This is a genomic window from Pseudomonas hormoni, from assembly GCF_018502625.1.
GTDB lineage: Bacteria > Pseudomonadota > Gammaproteobacteria > Pseudomonadales > Pseudomonadaceae > Aquipseudomonas > Aquipseudomonas hormoni.
On sequence record NZ_CP075566.1, the window covers coordinates 4,247,635 to 4,262,559 of the forward strand.

Below are 14,925 nucleotides of genomic sequence, written 5' to 3' on the forward strand. Positions count from 1 at the left end.
CGTACATGCGCAAGACAATCATCATGGCCTTCCTGCTAGCCGTCTCGCTTGGACAGACGCCTCAGGTGCAGGCCTCCGAGCCAGACGATTGGACTCATTTCCTGAACGACCCTCGCTTCATGCCGGCGATCAAAAGCTGTCTCGCCGCCCACCCGAAAGGTCAGGGGCCTGCCGTCGTAATGAGCGTTGGGCATGCCAGCCTTGAAGAGGCCTACGTCATGACCACCGACCTCACTGGGCGCAGAAATGTCTGTTTTTCCAGTAAGGATACGGGCCTGGAAGTGCGATCCCAGACCGTTTTCGACCCGCCAGGTCCGCTGTTTGTTTCAGTGGATCAAGTCAAGGTCGCCCCCAGGGGTGAGTGCATCGAGCCCACCCCGGTATTCATCGATCAACAGCTTCAAGGCTGGATCCTCAGGCAACCCATCCTCAACCAGCACATTCCCAGTGCATGCTCGACTCCAGTCTGGACCGATCTGGTACCGCTCGATTAGGTCCGGGTTTTCTACTAACCTTGATTGTGGCGTTCATCCGGTTGATCGCCTGGCGGATGAACATCAGTCGGGTGCAAGCCTTGCTGCCGGACCGTACATTTTGTTTACCCACCTCGGCACTACCCGACCCCGCTTGAGTCGCACAGTGGCCGAGACGCTGTTAGATTCCTGAAGCGTCGAATCGCTAAAGGCGTAGCTCAATGGAACACACACTGAAAATCCTGGGTAAAGCGTCGTCCATCAACGTCAGAAAAGTCCTGTGGACTTGCGAAGAGCTGAACATTCCTTACGAACGCGAGGACTGGGGCAGCGGGTTCGCATCGACCCACAGCCCGGAATTTACCCGGCTCAACCCCAACGCGCAGGTGCCGGTGATCATCGATGAGGCCGGCGTGCTGTGGGAATCCAACACCATCTGCCGCTATCTGGCCGGCAAACACCCGCATCACGATCTGCTGCCACACGAACCGGCGGCGCGAGCGCGGGTTGAGCAATGGATGGATTGGCAAGCCACCGACCTCAACGCCTCCTGGAGCTACGCGTTTACCGCGCTGGTGCGCAAGGATCCAGAGTTCCAGGACGCGCATCGAATTGCCAACGGCCTGCGCGACTGGAATCAGAAGATGAGCATTCTCGAGCATCAACTCGCGACCACCAAAGCCTATGTCGCCGGACCACGGTTCACCCTGGCCGACATTGTCATCGGGCTGTCGATCAACCGCTGGCTGATGACCCCGATGGACCGTCCCGACTTCCCTGCCATCGATGAGTATTTCCAAAGGTTGGCCCAACGCCCGGGATTCCTGAAGCATGGCTGCAACGGACTGCCTTGAAGCCATGCCAGCTTCGTGGCGGTCGACGGCTGCCGTCCGACGGCAAAGGTTGACCGCAAGACCGGCGATACCCGCCTACCAAATCAAACCTAACTAATTGATATATTTGGTATTTTTTAAAAAGGCACAGTACTTGCTGAAGGCACTGCACCACAAACACCTACAAGGTTTACTCATCATGTTGGTCAGTGCTAATAAACAATCGTTAATGACACCCATCACCAAGAAGCCCGGCGAAGATCCGACCGTCGACGCCGCTGCCGGACTTCAGAGTGGAATGCTGCAAACGTTGCAAAACAACGTTCAGCCGCTATCCGCGCAGGTGCAGAAGTCCGCCACCCAAAACGCCACGCAGCAAGTCAGTGAGGCGACCAAAATCAGCGACAACGTTGATGAAGCGTTCGCCAAAACACGCGTGGGACTGCAATTCACTAACGCCCCGCTTCCAACCGATGCTAAAGGCAAGTCCACTGGCTCGGCTACAGACGCCTTCAAGGAATACATGAGCAAAACCCCGGAAGAGCGCATGCAAGAAGCCATTCTGGAAGAGATGGGCCTGACGAAAGAAGAAGTGGAACAAATGCCGCCGGAACAACAACAGGCGGTCGCTAAAGAAATGGCCGAACGCATGCAGGACAAGATAAAACTGGCGCAGGCCGAGAAAGAAAACGGTGGTAGCGAGAAAGGCAGCCCTCAAGTGGTCGACAAGTTCCTCGCGTCGCTTTAACACCACCGGGTAATGCTGTTCATTTGAGCGCGGGCACGCACATTTGTGGCGAGGGAGCTTGCTCCCGCTTGAGCGCGTAGCGCTCACAAAATCGGCAATGGCTGTCAGATTTTTGGGGCCGCTACGCAGCCCAGCGGGAGCAAGCTCCCTCGCCACAGGTATTCATCAACTTATCTGCAAGGTCGAGTTGAACTGGCTGAGCGCATCCACGACATGCCGCGACCCCTGCTGAATCTCCAGAATCACCTCTCCCGCCTCGTTCGCCAACTCCACTCCAAGACCGGTCCGGCTCAAACTCGACTGCATGCTCGACACCGCGCTCAATGACAAATCATGGTTCCTGCGCACCACGTCGACGATCTCCAGCGTCGCCTGGCTGGTGCGTGCGGCGAGGCTGCGAACCTCATCGGCGACGACTGCGAATCCACGCCCGTGCTCCCCGGCCCGGGCCGCTTCGATCGCCGCGTTAAGCGCCAGCAGGTTGGTCTGATCGGCAATGCCGCGAATGGTCTGGACGATGGTGCCGATGATCTCGGACTGCTTGCTGACCGCATCGATGCTCAACGCCGCCTCGTTCAAGTCTTTGGAAATGTCCTGGATGATCTGCACCGTTTGCTGCACCACCTGCGACCCCTTCTGCGCGCAGGCGTCGTTCTGGACCGAGGTGCTGTGGGCCGATTCGGCAGCGGTTTGCAGGGTGGTCACCTGATTCGTGATGTCGCTGGCGAACTTGACCACTTTGTACAGCCGGCCCTTGGTGTCGAACAACGGGTTGTAGGACGCTTCAAGGAAAATCGTATGGCCGTGTTTATCCTTTCGTTCAAAACGGTGCGAGTGATACTCGCCGCGATTCAGTGAACCCCAGAACGCTTTATAGACCTGGGATTCGGCTTCGGCGCGATGGCAAAACAGACTGTGGTGCTGACCGACAACTTCGTTCAGCGAGTAATGGGTAGTCTTCAGGAAGTTTTCATTGGCCGTGATCACATGACCTTCGGGGGTAAATTCGATCACCGCCATGGAGCGACCGATGGCCGCGAGCATGCTTTTGTTTTCGTGCTCTTCGTAAACCCTGGCAGAAATGTCCGTGGCCACTTTGATCACACTTTTTACCTGGCGGTCGGGGCCGAAAACCGGCATGTAGCTGGCTTCGAGCCAGATCTCCTTGCTCCTCTTGTTCAAGCGCAGGAAAGTGCCGCTGACCGGTTCGCCACGGGCCAGGTCACGCCACAATCTGGCGTAGTCTTCGCTTCGGTAAAACGCTTCCTCGCAAAAGATCCGGTGATGTTTGCCCCGCACTTCCTCGACGCTGTAACCCATGGCGGCGCAAAAGTTTTCGTTGGCATCAAGAACAATGCCTTCAGGGGTGAACTCAATCATCGCCATCGAACGGCTGACGGCGGCCAACCTGGCATTGGCCTCGGCCAGCGCACAGCTGTAGCGCTCGATTTCCAGCAGGTCAGCCTTGTGATGTAGGTTAAACATGGTCGTATCACCCTAAGTGCGGTCGTTTGATTGATGAAAGTTTTTCGGTCTTTCAACGTATCCACCACAACGTTCCATGGAACAGGCACACGCATTCCTCCAAGGGAGGAATGGTCAGGTGATCAATGATGTTGAATCGGAGAGTCCATGTGGCAACGCTCTTATCAAGACATCCGTCTCTTGATAGCCCGGGACCGGGCCAGCCCTGATGTTTTCATAAGTAACTCCCTTTACTTAACAGCTCCCTGTTGCTCGCGTCGGTGCCTTGGGTTGCGCACTCTTGAAGCGTGCATGACGGCCTTCATATTGCGACCGACATGGTTAGTCAGGAGTGAGCATAGCCAGCCGCAATCCGCTTGCAAGGCCACTAGTCGGCCATCATCGAGGACAAAATCGGTTCAGCTGAAAACCGGTTCAGTTTTCAGCCAGCATGCTCAACAGCGCCTGCACCGCCGCCGAGGGTGGCTTGTTCGCCGCGACCACCAAGGCGAACTCGCGATCGATTCGCGGTTTCAGCGGCACCACACGCAGGCCCTGGAGCTGGCTCGGCAGGGTCATTTCCGGCACCAGGGTCACACCGATGTTTTCCCGCACCAGGGTGAACGCACTGCTCCATTCACGGACCTCGACACGGACGTCCTGCAACTGCAAACCGGCATCGATGGCCAGGCTGCGGGCATTGGTCGAACAGCCGCCCGTGGCCAGCACAAAAGGTTGCTCCGCCAGCTCGGCGAGGGTGACGCCCTCTTCAACCGAGCGCCGCGCCAAAGGATGGCCGCCCGGCAGAACCGCCACCCAGGCATCGTGCCCCAAACGGCCGGCATTGCGCTCCGGCGCCGGGTTCAACACCACACCGACATCCACCAGACCGGCCCCAAGCAGCGTTTCCACTTCATCGTCGCTGACTTCCAGGGCGACCACCTGAATGCCGGGATAAAGCCGATTGAACTGGCGCAGCAGCGGCGGCAGAAACGTCGCCAGTACCATCGGGAAACTCGCCAGGCGAATCGTCCCGCGCTGGATGCCTTTGGCGGCATCGACGGTACTGCGGATGTTTTCCAGGGCGCCGAGCATGGTGCGCGCCTGCTCGATAACCGGCAGACCAATGGCGGTCGGCAAGGTCTGGCGGTTTTCCCGGCTGAACAGTTGAACGCCGAGGGTTTCTTCGATCAACGCCAGCGCCTGGCTGGCGCCGGACTGGGTCATGCCGACCCGCTCGGCCGCGCGGGTGATGTTGCCTGTGTCCGCCACCGCCACCACCATTCGCCAGTGCATCAGATTCATCATGGCAGTAGCTTTCCTTATGGCAGTTTTCTGAAAGATTAATTTTACCGAGGGCGCCGCACACTATGACACTGGCGAAAACCCCGAACCAGAGGCCTGCCGATGAAGTTGTATTACGCCCCCCACGCTTGCTCACTCGCACCGCACATTGTGCTGCGCGAGTTGGACCTGCCCTTCGCGTTGATCCGCGTGGACAACCGCACCAAACAGACCGCGAGCGGTGCCGATTTCCTTGCCATCAATCCGAAGGGTTACGTCGCGGCGCTGCAAGTGGATAACGGTGAAGTGCTGACCGAAGGCCCGGCAATCCTGCAGTACCTGGCGGGCCTGCGACCCGAGGCGAACCTGGCGCCAGCCCATGGGACGTTCGAGCGCGTGCGGTTGCAGGAGTGGCTGAATTTTGTTTCGACGGAGATTCACGGCGGGCTGGGTTGGTTGTTCAACGCGCAGTTCCCGGAGGAGGTGAAGGTGCTGATCAAGGAGAAGTTGTACAAGCGGTTTGCGGTGGTGTGCCAGACGCTGGAGCGGCAGGATTATTTGCTGGCGGGTGGGTTCAGCATTGCCGATGCGTACTTGTTTACGGTGTTGCGGTGGGCGCCGTTGTTTGCGATTGATTTGGATGAGTGGCCGGCATTGGTGCGGTTTCAGGCCAGGCTTGATGAGCGCCCGGCGGTGAAAGCGGCGTTGGCCGCTGAATCTTTGTAAGGGTTTAGTTCGCTTCGCGGGCAAGCCTCGCTCCTACAGGTACAGCGCTAGACCTGTAGGAGCGAGGCTTGCCCGCGAAAGCGGTGGAACGGGCGCTGAAGAAATTACAAACTCGCACTCACTTTTGTAGCGACCTCCCCCGGCACCCACCCCTTCCAGATCTGCGGCTGATCGCGCAAAAACGCTTCCGCGACCTGACGCGGTTGCTGGCGCTTTTCGCTCATCTGCGCCAGCGTCTGGTTCAGCAGATCGATCGGGAAATCGACTTTCTCGAAGAACGCCACCAAATCCGGATACTGCGTCTTGAACGGTGCGGACACGCCAATGGCCAGGCTCGCCGGCATCGAGCGCGTGCCTTTGGGGTTCGGGTTGTTGGCATCGGCCAGGGTCTTCCAGGCTTCGGCGTCGAACGGCGGTTCTTCGAGTTTCACCAGTTTGAAGCGGCCCAACAGCGGCGTTGGCGACCAGTAGTAGAACAACACCGGTTTGCCGCGACGGATCGACGATGCGACCTCGGCATCCAGCGCCGCGCCGGAGCCGGTACGGAAGTTCACGAAGCTGGTAGTCAGGTCATAGGCCTTGAGTTTCTGACTGTTGACGATTTCCGAGGTCCAGCCGGTCGGGCTGTTGAGGAAGCGTCCGCGGCTCGGGTCCTCGGGGTCGCGGAACACGTCCTTGTAGCGCGCCAGGTCGGCGACGGATTTCAGCTCCGGCGCCAGCGGTTTGATCCCGCGCTCCGGGTCGCCCTTGATCACGTACTCCGGCACCCACCAGCCTTCGGTGGCGCCTTTGACGGTATCGCCCAGACCAAACACTTTGCCTTCCGATGCAGCCTTGACCCACGCCGGACTGCGCCCCGCCCACTCTTCGCCAATCACCTGGATGTCGTTCTTGGCCAATGCCGCTTCGAGGCTGACGGTGCTGCCGGGCAACGTATCGGTCGGGTAGCCGTAACCTTTTTCGACGATCAACCGCAGGATCTCGGTGATCAGGCTGCCGCTTTCCCAGGTGATGTCGCCGAAGTGAATCGGCGCGGTTTTTTCTGCGGCGGGAACGTGGCTGGCCACAAGGCTCAGGGCCAGCAGCGAACTGCCGAGCAGGGTTTTGATCGATTTCATGCGGACCTCTGGTGCAAGGGTTCATTGGCGCTGTGCTGGGCGCACAACGCTTGGGAGCGGGTCATGTAGACACTGACCGAGCGCTGGGATATGCCCAGCTCGGCAGCAATTTGCGGGTAGGTCAGGCCATCGATTCGCGACAACAGGAACGTCGCCCGGACCTTGCCCGGCAAGCGCTGAAGCGTTCGGTCGAGGCCATGCAACGCCTGGGTCAGTTGCAGCAGCTCCTCGGGCGAACTCGCCTGCGGCTGATCGAGGTGTTGTAGTTGATCGAGGTGCTGACGTTCCAGATCACGGCGACGCCAGAGCTGGTAAATCAGCCGGTGGGCGATGGTGGTGAGCAGCGCGCGCGGCTCGCGAATCGGGGTCAGCCCCGGGGATTCGAGCAGTTGCGCGAAGGTTTCGGCGGCGATGTCTTCGACGCTGGAACTGGCCCCCAGATGCCGTCGCAACCGAGCGCACAGCCAGGGGTAATGGGCGCGGAACAATCCGCCCACGTCGGTGCGATGGGATAAGTCGGTGCCGGACATAGAGGCTCCAAAGGCTAGGGGTCGCTGAATGTCCGGTGGTCCGGTGACGCGAATCCTAGCAAGGAGCCTTATTCATTAATAATATTTAAAAAGCATTTTTATATGCATTTTTGGAATTTAAGATTGAAGGTGATCATACAATCGCCTTCGCGGGCAAGCCTCGCTCCTACAGGTTCAGTGTCGATCTCTGGAAAGAACCTGTAGGAGCGTGGCTTGCCCGCGAAAAATCTTCAGTCAACGCAGGCGCCCGAACCCCAACGCCTCGGCTTCTTGTTGATAGTCGAGAATGATTTGATAGTCGCTCTCGCGTGCCGGCAACACTTCCTGCAAACCAAGTACTTCAGCCACTTCAGGCAACTCCCGCAACGTCTCGTTCATCACCTGCCGCAACGCCTCAACCTGTTCATCACTAACCGTCGCCGCCGTGATATACGGCAAGGTCGGGCTGAACGCGCTACGCACCACCACTCGCAACCCCGCCACTTCCTCTTGGGCGTGGCGTGCGAGATAGGCAAAGGTCACGCTGTCGATGGCCGCCAGATCAGCTTTGTTTTCGCGCAACCAGCGCAGGCTCTCGCGATGGCTGCCGCTGATACCGACACGGGTGAAGAACTGTCCATCTTGATGCAGCGGTGCCAGTCGTTGACGCAGCAGGTTCATGCCACTGTTGGAGTCTTCGCCGTTGATCACGCCACGGCTGCCAAAAAACGCGGGCAAGGTTCGGCGTGAATCATCGGCGCGACTCAGCAGCAGGCTGCAATGGTTGCCGCCGGTGCTGTCCGGTAGTTCGTAGCGAGGCCGACCGACCACCCGGACCTGGCCACGCAATGCGGTCATCAGCGGATAGCCGCAGGTTTGGGTCAGCAGCAAGTGCGGGGACAACCACAGCTCCATCAGCGACAGCGCTTCGGCGTTGCGGCGCGTGGTGCCCAGACGTTCGAGGATTCGCGTCAGCCAGCGCTCGTTGGCCTGGCGGATCGGCTCGGGGGCGACGTACATCAGTAATTCGGCGATGTCTTGAGTCATCAAATTCTTCCCATACAACAAAATTCCACTGTGGGAGCGAGACCGGCTTGCCTGCGATGGCGGCGCATCAGTGGACATCAATGCATCTGACACACCGCCATCGCGAGCAGGCTCGCTCCCACAGGGGAATGCATTCGCAATCAGTGGAAGGGGTGTTTCGGGCTGTCGATCGCCTTTATCCCATTCTCACGCCACAACTGGCCATAACCCTGCACCAGAAACCCGCCGCTGCGCGCCACCCATTGCTCGCGGCGCGCGTGATAGGCGCGGGGCAAGTCGTACCAGGACAGGCCTGGCAGGTCGTGATGCACCAGATGAAAATTCAGGTTCAGGAACAGCCAGCGCCATGGCCAGCCGGCTTCGTTGAGCACAGTGCGTTGCTCGGGTTGCGCATGGGGTCGGTGTTCGTAATAAGAGCGGATCATCGCAATCGACAGCGCCGGCACACTGATCAGCAACAGGTAATGCCACACCGGCAGCACGCTGTAGCGGGCGATGAACAGCAACATCAACAGGGTCAGTGTGCCGTGGGTCAGCCACATCAACCAGGCCTGCCGCTCACCCGTTTTCAAACGTTGCAGTTCTTCCCGCGCCAGCGCCAGCAAGGCCAGCGGAGCACCGAGGATGAAGCGACCGAGCACGGTTTTGTTCAGCCAGTGCAGGCTCTTTTCGAACACTGAGCTTCCTTGCCACCGCTCGGCGCTCAGGTAGCGGCTTTCCGGATCGAGACCCGGCAGGGTCAGGTCTTCGTCGCGGTGATGCAGCAAGTGGCTGTCGCGATACAAGGTGTAGGGATACCAGACGGCGAACGGTGCGTAGCCGAGGATTTTGTTCAGCGTGGTCCAGCGCGTGGGATGACCGTGCAGCAATTCGTGCTGCACCGACAACCAGAGCACCACCAATGGAATCAGCAACAGCGTGCTCCACCACACCCCCAACTGCGCACTGCCCAGCACGATGCTGAACCAACCGGTGTACACGCCGATCAGCAGTAACCAGGTCGGCCACTCGGTGCGAGCGGTCAGGCGTTGGCGCAGGGTTTCGATTTCTGCTCGGTGGGCGCTATCGAAGTAATGGGGCATGGCGTTGCTCAGATCGGGGACCAGTCCCCTTCTGTGCAATGGCGCAGGGAAATCTTGCAGATTATTTGGTTATTTCTTCTAAACGCGTGTGGCGAGGGAGCTTGCTCCCGCTGGGCCACGAAGTGGCCCCAAAAAGGGACTGCTGCGCAGTCCAGCGGGAGCAAGCTCCCTCGCCACAGGTTCACTGTCAGGCTCGCGGGGATCAATGGCCGAACACATCCACCTTCTTGGCCTTCTTGTCCGCGCGTTTTTCATCGGCGGTTTTCGCCGGTTTCTTCTTTGCCGCTTTTTTTGAATCCATGCCTTTGGCCATGATACGTACTCCACTCATACGGGATGTGAGATCAGGTATACACCTATCGCCGGGCGCGCGTTCTTTTATAATCGCCCGCTTTGCTCAGCGACAGATCGCATCCATGCCCGACACCCAGTACACCTTGCTCGCCGAGCCGTTATGGCCCTTGATGAACAAGTTTTATCGTGCCCATCAATCGTCGATGAAAGCGGTGCGTGACGCTCAATTGTGGGTCGCCAGGCGCGACGAGATCATTGGCGCCCTGTGTTTGCGCCCGGTCTCGGGCGGGCATTGGCTGACCGGTTTGTTCGTCGATCCGGCGTGCCGCGAACAAGGGATTGCGGCGGCGTTGATCGCCGAAGCGGTGAAAGGTCTCGAACAACCGGTGTGGCTGTTCTGCCATCCGGATTTGCGCGGATTTTATGAACGACGCGGTTTTACCTTCGATCCGGCCATGCCTTACGCCATGGTCGAACGTTTGAGTCGCTATGCGCGCAGCAAGCCGATGATTGCGATGGGGTTGGAACTGGTCGGGTAGACATGAAGATCAACTGTGGGAGCGAGACCGGCTTGCCGGCGATAGCGGTGAGTCAGTCAACCGATGTGTTGAATGTAAAACCGCTATCGCGAGCAGGCTCGCTCCCACATTTGTTTTGTGGTGAATTCGGGTTAATCGTCAGCGTTGGGATCGAGGTCCGGAAACATGACTTCGGTGAACCCGAACTTGCTGAAGTCGGTAATCCGCGAAGGATATAACCGGCCGATCAGGTGATCGCATTCGTGCTGCACCACACGGGCATGAAAGCCCTCGGCAATGCGCACGACCGGCTCGCCCTTCGGGTCGAAACCTTCGTAACGAATCTGCTGGTAACGGTCCACTGCGCCACGCAGGCCGGGCACCGACAGGCAACCTTCGAAGCCCTCTTCCATCACCGGGCTCAACGGCGTGATCAGCGGATTGATCAGAATCGTCTGCGGCACCGCTTCGGCATCCGGGTAGCGCTCGCTGTGCTCGAAACCGAAGATCACCAGTTGCAGGTCGACCCCGATCTGCGGCGCCGCCAGGCCAACGCCACCGACGCTTTCCATGGTCTGGAACATGTCGTCGATCAGTTGCCACAACTCCGGGCTGTCGAACATTTCGGCCGGGACTGGCGGAGCGACACGCAGCAGGCGCTCGTCGCCCATTTTCAGGATTTCACGGATCATTTGATGACTTCGTCAGTGTTCGGCTTGATCGAGTGATCCCGACCCAGTCCCGAAACGTGGTGTTTGTGTGCATGGTCGAGCTCGCCGGGGACCTTTTCGCCAGGGTCCTTGCCTTCGCTCGACATGTGTTCGATCACCGCATTCATCTCCGCACCGAGCAACAGCACCGCCGCGGAAATATAGAAGTACAGCAACAGCACGATGATCGCGCCGATACTGCCATACATGGCGTTGTAGTCGGCGAAAGTCTTGACGTAGAACGCGAACCCCAGGGAAGCGACGATCCACACCGCCACCGCCAGCACCGAGCCGGGGGTGATGAAACGAAACTCTTGCTTGACGTCAGGCATGACGTAATAGATCAACGCCACCGCAATCATCATCAGGACAACGATGACCGGCCAGCGGGCGATCGTCCAGACCGTGACAATGAAGTCTTCCAGCCCGACCTGCGCAGCAATCCAGCCCATCACCTGCGGCCCGAGCACCATCAACGCGGCGGCGACCAGCAACATGCCGGCAATGCCGATGGTGTAGATAATCGACAGCGGAAAACGTTTCCACGCAGGACGGCCCTCCACCACATCGTAAGCGGCGTTCATCGCGCTCATCATCAGGCGCACGCCGGCCGAAGCCGTATACAGCGCGATGACGATACCGACCGAAAGCAGGCCACCCTTGGATTGCTGGAGCTGGTCAATCACCGGGTTCACCTGCTCCAGCGCCTGGGGCGGCAGGACCAGTTCCGATTGCAGGCGCAGCCAGGAAAAGAAGTCCGGCAAGTGCAGGAAACCGATCAGGGCGATCAGGAACAGGATGAAGGGAAACAGCGAAAACAGCATTTGGTAGGCCAGCGCCGAGGCATAGGTCGACATCTCGTCGTCGACGAACTCGGTGACCGTGCGCACCATGACACGGTGCAGGCGCAGGCCTTTCATGTGAGGGAAAAACATTAGCGTCTCCTTTCGCCGCAAATTGGGTTGAGGTCGTGGCGACTCAGGGGCCGTTTTCTACATCAAAGTAGCCTACTTGGCGACTTTGAAACAATTTCAGTGTGCAAGTTCAGGCTGACACAAAAACGGCCATCCGTGGATGGCCGCTTCTGATATTCCTCCAAGGCCGAATCAAGCCTTGTCGACACCTTTTTTGATCGCGTCCTTGGCTTTACCCACTGCTTGCTGAGCTTCGCCTTTCCTTTCCTGCACCACGCCTTCGGCGCGCACTTTATCGTTGCCGGTGGCCTTGCCGACGCCTTGCTTGACGTTACCGACTGCTTCGTTGGCCATGCCTTTTACTTTATCGCCAGTGCTGCTCATGGTGTTTCTCCTGTGAACAAATCAATGAGAAAAGTTGTTACACAAGGATTGACCGGAGGCGTTTGCACGGAGTTTCATTTATTTTCACCGCGACATTTCATCGTTCCGTGCAGGTTGGGCTTTATGTTTGCGGAGCAACCCCCGAGAATGCGCAACGTATTCAGGCCGTGGCGCTGAAGATCCAATCCCGTAGGAATGTTATGAAACTCGATAAAAAGCAGGCCATTGCCCGCAGAAACCAGGAACTCGGCGGTGCTGTGCTTGGCGTCAACAACTGCCACTTCACTGAATTGAACCGCAACCGCAACATCTGGTGGTTCGATATCCCGGTGGCACGTCTGGCCGTTGGTCAGTACGAATGGATTCACCTGCTGATGCACACGCCGGACACCGATGAACTGCTGCACCTGAAGGTGCCGACGGTGTTCCTGCGCGAGAAGCTTGAAGGGCTGGTGGTGCGTAACCAGGGCAAGCGCAAGGCTGCATTGAGCCTGGAACTGAGTGCGGACAAGGATTCGTACTTGCAGGACATGCGCCCGGCGGGGACCAACGTCAATTTCGCGCCGTTCCGCCAGTAACACCGAATCACTGTGATGAGGCTGTAGTGAAGGGATTTATCTGTGGCGAGAGATCTGTGGCGAGGGGATTTATCCCCGTTGGGCTGCGAAGCGGCCCCAATAACCTGCAACCGCATTTCAGCAGGAACACCGCGCTCGCCGGTTTTACGACTGCTGCGCAGCCGAACGGGGATAAATCCCCTCGCCACAGAAGCCCGACCCTATCGCTATAAACAAAAAGCCCCGCATCTGCGGGGCTTTTTGTTTATGCGGCGTTCTTCGCCTTGATCTTCTTCAGCTCTTCATCACGCAATTCCCGACGCAGGATCTTGCCGACGTTGGTGGTCGGCAGTGCATCACGGAACTCCACCGAGCGCGGCACCTTGTAGCCGGTGACGTTGGCGCGCATGTGCTCCATCACCTGTTCCTTGGTCAGGGTCACGCCCGGTTTGGCGACGATGAAAATCTTGATCGCCTCGCCCGACTTCTCGTCCGGCACGCCGATGGCCGCGCATTGCAGCACGCCCGGCAGGGTCGCCAATACGTCTTCCAGCTCGTTCGGGTACACGTTGAAACCGGAGACCAGGATCATGTCTTTCTTGCGATCGACAATGCGCATGTAGCCGTCCGGCTGGATCAACGCGATGTCACCGGTCTTCAACCAGCCTTCGCTGTCGAGGATTTCATCGGTGGCTTCCTGACGTTGCCAGTAGCCCTTCATCACCTGCGGACCTTTCACGCACAGTTCGCCGATTTCGCCCAACGGCTGTTCCACGCCGGCATCGTCGATGACTTTGCACAGGGTCGAAGGCACCGGAATGCCGATGGTGCCGATCTGGATGTGCTGGATCGGATTCACCGTCGCCACCGGGCTGGTTTCGGTCATGCCATAACCTTCGCAGATGGCGCAACCGGTGACCGCTTTCCAGCGCTCGGCCGCGGCCAGTTGCAGGGCCATGCCGCCGGACAGGGTGACTTTCAGCGCCGAGAAATCCAGCTTGCGGAAACCTTCGTTGTTGCACAGGGCAACGAACAGCGTGTTCAGGCCGACGAAGCCGCTGAACTTCCACTTCGACAGTTCCTTGACCATCGCCGGCAGGTCGCGCGGGTTGCTGATCAGGATGTTGTGGTTGCCGATCAGCATCATCGCCATGCAATGAAAGGTGAACGCATAGATGTGGTACAGCGGCAGCGGCGTGATCAGGATCTCGCAGCCTTCGTTGAGGTTGGAACCCATCAGCGCCTTGCACTGCAGCATGTTGGCGACGAGGTTGCGATGGGTCAGCATTGCGCCCTTCGCCACGCCGGTGGTGCCGCCGGTGTATTGCAGGACAGCCACGTCGCTGCTGGCCGGGTTGGCTTCAGCTACTGGCTGGCCATGGCCCTTGCTCAACACGTCGTTGAACTTGATGGACTTGGGCAAGTGATACGCCGGGACCATCTTCTTCACGTACTTGATGACGCTGTTGATCAGCAGGCGCTTGAGCGGCGGCAACAGGTCAGCCACTTCGGTGACGATGACATGCTTGACGCCGGTTTTCGGCACGACGGTCTCGGCCAGGTGCGCCATGTTGGCGAGGCACACCAGGGCTTTGGCACCGGAATCGTTGAACTGATGTTCCATTTCCCGCGCGGTGTACAGCGGGTTGGTATTGACCACGATCAGCCCGGCGCGAATGGCGCCGAACACAGCGACCGGGTACTGCAAGACGTTGGGCAGCTGCACGGCGATTCGATCGCCCGGCTGCAAGTCGGTATGCTGTTGCAGGTAAGCGGCAAAGGCACCGGACAATTCGTACAGTTCACCGTAGGTAATTGTCTTGCCCAGGTTGCTGAATGCCGGTTTGTCGGCGAAGCGTTGGCAGGACTGTTTCAGCACTGCCTGAATATTCGGATACTCGTCCGGATTGATGTCGGCAGCAATCCCGGCAGGGTACTTATCCTTCCAGAAGTCTTCGATCATGGAAGCCCACTCCTCAGCAACGCGAATTCAAATATCGCATTTGATGCGATTATTATTGGTGTTTGATTGTTGGTGAGTCTGGCTTTACAGAAGGCCTAGATGTCACAAAACGCGCCGAGAGTAGCAGCTTTGCAAAGGGCCTACTAGAGCCAAAAGTGTCCTACAAAGTCACATTTATGACTCAAGAATTACAAGCAGTCATTTTAGAGCAAAGATTCTATACAGGTCCTGCAGGCCTCTAAAATCGGGCCTTCTGGCCCTTAAAAGCTTCGCGGGCAAGCCTCGCTCCTACAAGGTTAGT

At 58.4% G+C, this 14,925-nt stretch carries 16 protein-coding genes and 1 pseudogene; 6 read left to right on the forward strand and 11 right to left on the reverse strand.

All coding sequences use genetic code 11. From position 1 onward, the window contains the following. Positions 1-5: 5 nt before the first annotated feature. The 3 genes from KJF94_RS19805 (at position 6) to KJF94_RS19815 (ending at position 2,054) form a co-directional block, all read left to right on the forward strand. Positions 6-494: a hypothetical protein gene (locus KJF94_RS19805; RefSeq protein WP_214378093.1), complete on the forward strand. Its 489-nt coding sequence runs from the start codon at positions 6-8 to the stop codon at positions 492-494. Positions 495-694: 200 nt separating this feature from the next. Further along, positions 695-1,327, forward strand: a complete 633-nt coding sequence (locus tag KJF94_RS19810) for a glutathione S-transferase family protein (protein ID WP_214378095.1) — start codon at positions 695-697, stop codon at positions 1,325-1,327. A gap of 178 nt (positions 1,328-1,505) precedes the next feature. Further along, complete coding sequence (locus tag KJF94_RS19815; RefSeq protein ID WP_214384916.1) at positions 1,506-2,054, forward strand: hypothetical protein; 549 nt, start codon at positions 1,506-1,508, stop codon at positions 2,052-2,054. A gap of 165 nt (positions 2,055-2,219) precedes the next feature. On the opposite strand, the gene KJF94_RS30635 is transcribed toward KJF94_RS19815, so the two are convergent. The 3 genes and pseudogenes from KJF94_RS30635 to KJF94_RS19825 form a co-directional block, all read right to left on the reverse strand. Next, a complete protein-coding gene (locus tag KJF94_RS30635) occupies positions 2,220-2,759 on the reverse strand; it encodes a methyl-accepting chemotaxis protein (protein ID WP_431768162.1) in 540 nt (179 codons plus the stop codon). 3 nt (positions 2,760-2,762) lie between these two features. Then, positions 2,763-3,539 (reverse strand): annotated as a pseudogene (locus KJF94_RS30640) (PAS domain-containing protein); the annotation flags it as partial. Between the two features lie 414 nt (positions 3,540-3,953). Further along, positions 3,954-4,826 (reverse strand): LysR family transcriptional regulator, encoded by an 873-nt coding sequence (locus KJF94_RS19825; RefSeq protein ID WP_214378099.1) that lies wholly within the window; start codon positions 4,824-4,826, stop codon positions 3,954-3,956. A gap of 99 nt (positions 4,827-4,925) precedes the next feature. On the opposite strand from KJF94_RS19825, the gene gstA reads away from it, so the two are divergent. Next, a complete protein-coding gene (gene gstA / locus KJF94_RS19830) occupies positions 4,926-5,528 on the forward strand; it encodes a glutathione transferase GstA (protein ID WP_214378101.1) in 603 nt (200 codons plus the stop codon). A gap of 104 nt (positions 5,529-5,632) precedes the next feature. Here the strand turns inward: gstA and KJF94_RS19835 are convergent, their stop codons facing one another. The 4 genes from KJF94_RS19835 to KJF94_RS19850 all read right to left on the reverse strand — a co-directional run bounded on the left by KJF94_RS19835 (position 5,633) and on the right by KJF94_RS19850 (position 9,284). After that, on the reverse strand, positions 5,633-6,646 hold the full coding sequence (locus tag KJF94_RS19835; RefSeq protein WP_214378103.1) for an ABC transporter substrate-binding protein: 1,014 nt from the start codon (positions 6,644-6,646) through the stop codon (positions 5,633-5,635). Further along, entirely contained in the window at positions 6,643-7,176 is a 534-nt protein-coding gene (locus KJF94_RS19840; RefSeq protein ID WP_214378105.1) for a sigma-70 family RNA polymerase sigma factor, read from the reverse strand. The genes KJF94_RS19835 and KJF94_RS19840 overlap by 4 nt, the downstream gene beginning before the upstream one ends. 234 nt (positions 7,177-7,410) lie before the next feature. Next, the gene (locus tag KJF94_RS19845) at positions 7,411-8,202 is read right to left on the reverse strand and encodes a phosphate/phosphite/phosphonate ABC transporter substrate-binding protein (protein ID WP_214378107.1); all 792 of its coding nucleotides are present in this window, start codon (positions 8,200-8,202) and stop codon (positions 7,411-7,413) included. Positions 8,203-8,342: 140 nt separating this feature from the next. Next, complete coding sequence (locus KJF94_RS19850; protein WP_214378109.1) at positions 8,343-9,284, reverse strand: fatty acid desaturase; 942 nt, start codon at positions 9,282-9,284, stop codon at positions 8,343-8,345. Between the two features lie 416 nt (positions 9,285-9,700). Here KJF94_RS19850 and KJF94_RS19855 point away from each other — a divergent pair, with 416 nt between their 5' ends. Beyond that, entirely contained in the window at positions 9,701-10,117 is a 417-nt protein-coding gene (locus tag KJF94_RS19855) for a GNAT family N-acetyltransferase (RefSeq protein WP_214378111.1), read from the forward strand. Positions 10,118-10,248: 131 nt separating this feature from the next. Here the strand turns inward: KJF94_RS19855 and def are convergent, their stop codons facing one another. The 3 genes from def to KJF94_RS19870 form a co-directional block, all read right to left on the reverse strand. Beyond that, positions 10,249-10,788: a peptide deformylase gene (gene def / locus KJF94_RS19860; RefSeq protein ID WP_214378113.1), complete on the reverse strand. Its 540-nt coding sequence runs from the start codon at positions 10,786-10,788 to the stop codon at positions 10,249-10,251. Further along, entirely contained in the window at positions 10,785-11,741 is a 957-nt protein-coding gene (locus KJF94_RS19865; protein WP_214378115.1) for a YihY/virulence factor BrkB family protein, read from the reverse strand. The genes def and KJF94_RS19865 overlap by 4 nt, the downstream gene beginning before the upstream one ends. A gap of 171 nt (positions 11,742-11,912) precedes the next feature. Then, positions 11,913-12,104 (reverse strand): CsbD family protein, encoded by a 192-nt coding sequence (locus KJF94_RS19870; protein ID WP_214378117.1) that lies wholly within the window; start codon positions 12,102-12,104, stop codon positions 11,913-11,915. A 200-nt stretch (positions 12,105-12,304) separates the two neighbouring features. Here KJF94_RS19870 and KJF94_RS19875 point away from each other — a divergent pair, with 200 nt between their 5' ends. Beyond that, complete coding sequence (locus KJF94_RS19875; RefSeq protein ID WP_007990351.1) at positions 12,305-12,682, forward strand: hypothetical protein; 378 nt, start codon at positions 12,305-12,307, stop codon at positions 12,680-12,682. A gap of 244 nt (positions 12,683-12,926) precedes the next feature. Here the strand turns inward: KJF94_RS19875 and fadD1 are convergent, their stop codons facing one another. Then, complete coding sequence (gene fadD1, locus KJF94_RS19880) at positions 12,927-14,624, reverse strand: long-chain-fatty-acid--CoA ligase FadD1 (RefSeq protein WP_214378119.1); 1,698 nt, start codon at positions 14,622-14,624, stop codon at positions 12,927-12,929. Positions 14,625-14,925: the final 301 nt, after the last annotated feature.

What these genes read in the sequence shown, in the direction of transcription:
- KJF94_RS19845 (WP_214378107.1), bottom strand. Translation starts at nt 8,202, where the DNA reads ATGACTCAAGACATCGCCGAATTACTGATGTACGTCGCCCCCGAGCCG.
- gstA (WP_214378101.1), top strand. Translation starts at nt 4,926, where the DNA reads ATGAAGTTGTATTACGCCCCCCACGCTTGCTCACTCGCACCGCACATT.
- KJF94_RS19865 (WP_214378115.1), bottom strand. Translation starts at nt 11,741, where the DNA reads ATGTTTTTCCCTCACATGAAAGGCCTGCGCCTGCACCGTGTCATGGTG.
- KJF94_RS19810 (WP_214378095.1), top strand. Translation starts at nt 695, where the DNA reads ATGGAACACACACTGAAAATCCTGGGTAAAGCGTCGTCCATCAACGTC.
- KJF94_RS19850 (WP_214378109.1), bottom strand. Translation starts at nt 9,284, where the DNA reads ATGCCCCATTACTTCGATAGCGCCCACCGAGCAGAAATCGAAACCCTG.
- KJF94_RS19815 (WP_214384916.1), top strand. Translation starts at nt 1,506, where the DNA reads ATGTTGGTCAGTGCTAATAAACAATCGTTAATGACACCCATCACCAAG.
- KJF94_RS19870 (WP_214378117.1), bottom strand. Translation starts at nt 12,104, where the DNA reads ATGAGCAGCACTGGCGATAAAGTAAAAGGCATGGCCAACGAAGCAGTC.
- KJF94_RS19855 (WP_214378111.1), top strand. Translation starts at nt 9,701, where the DNA reads ATGCCCGACACCCAGTACACCTTGCTCGCCGAGCCGTTATGGCCCTTG.
- KJF94_RS19825 (WP_214378099.1), bottom strand. Translation starts at nt 4,826, where the DNA reads ATGATGAATCTGATGCACTGGCGAATGGTGGTGGCGGTGGCGGACACA.
- KJF94_RS19835 (WP_214378103.1), bottom strand. Translation starts at nt 6,646, where the DNA reads ATGAAATCGATCAAAACCCTGCTCGGCAGTTCGCTGCTGGCCCTGAGC.
- KJF94_RS19805 (WP_214378093.1), top strand. Translation starts at nt 6, where the DNA reads ATGCGCAAGACAATCATCATGGCCTTCCTGCTAGCCGTCTCGCTTGGA.
- def (WP_214378113.1), bottom strand. Translation starts at nt 10,788, where the DNA reads ATGATCCGTGAAATCCTGAAAATGGGCGACGAGCGCCTGCTGCGTGTC.
- fadD1 (WP_214378119.1), bottom strand. Translation starts at nt 14,624, where the DNA reads ATGATCGAAGACTTCTGGAAGGATAAGTACCCTGCCGGGATTGCTGCC.
- KJF94_RS19840 (WP_214378105.1), bottom strand. Translation starts at nt 7,176, where the DNA reads ATGTCCGGCACCGACTTATCCCATCGCACCGACGTGGGCGGATTGTTC.
- KJF94_RS19875 (WP_007990351.1), top strand. Translation starts at nt 12,305, where the DNA reads ATGAAACTCGATAAAAAGCAGGCCATTGCCCGCAGAAACCAGGAACTC.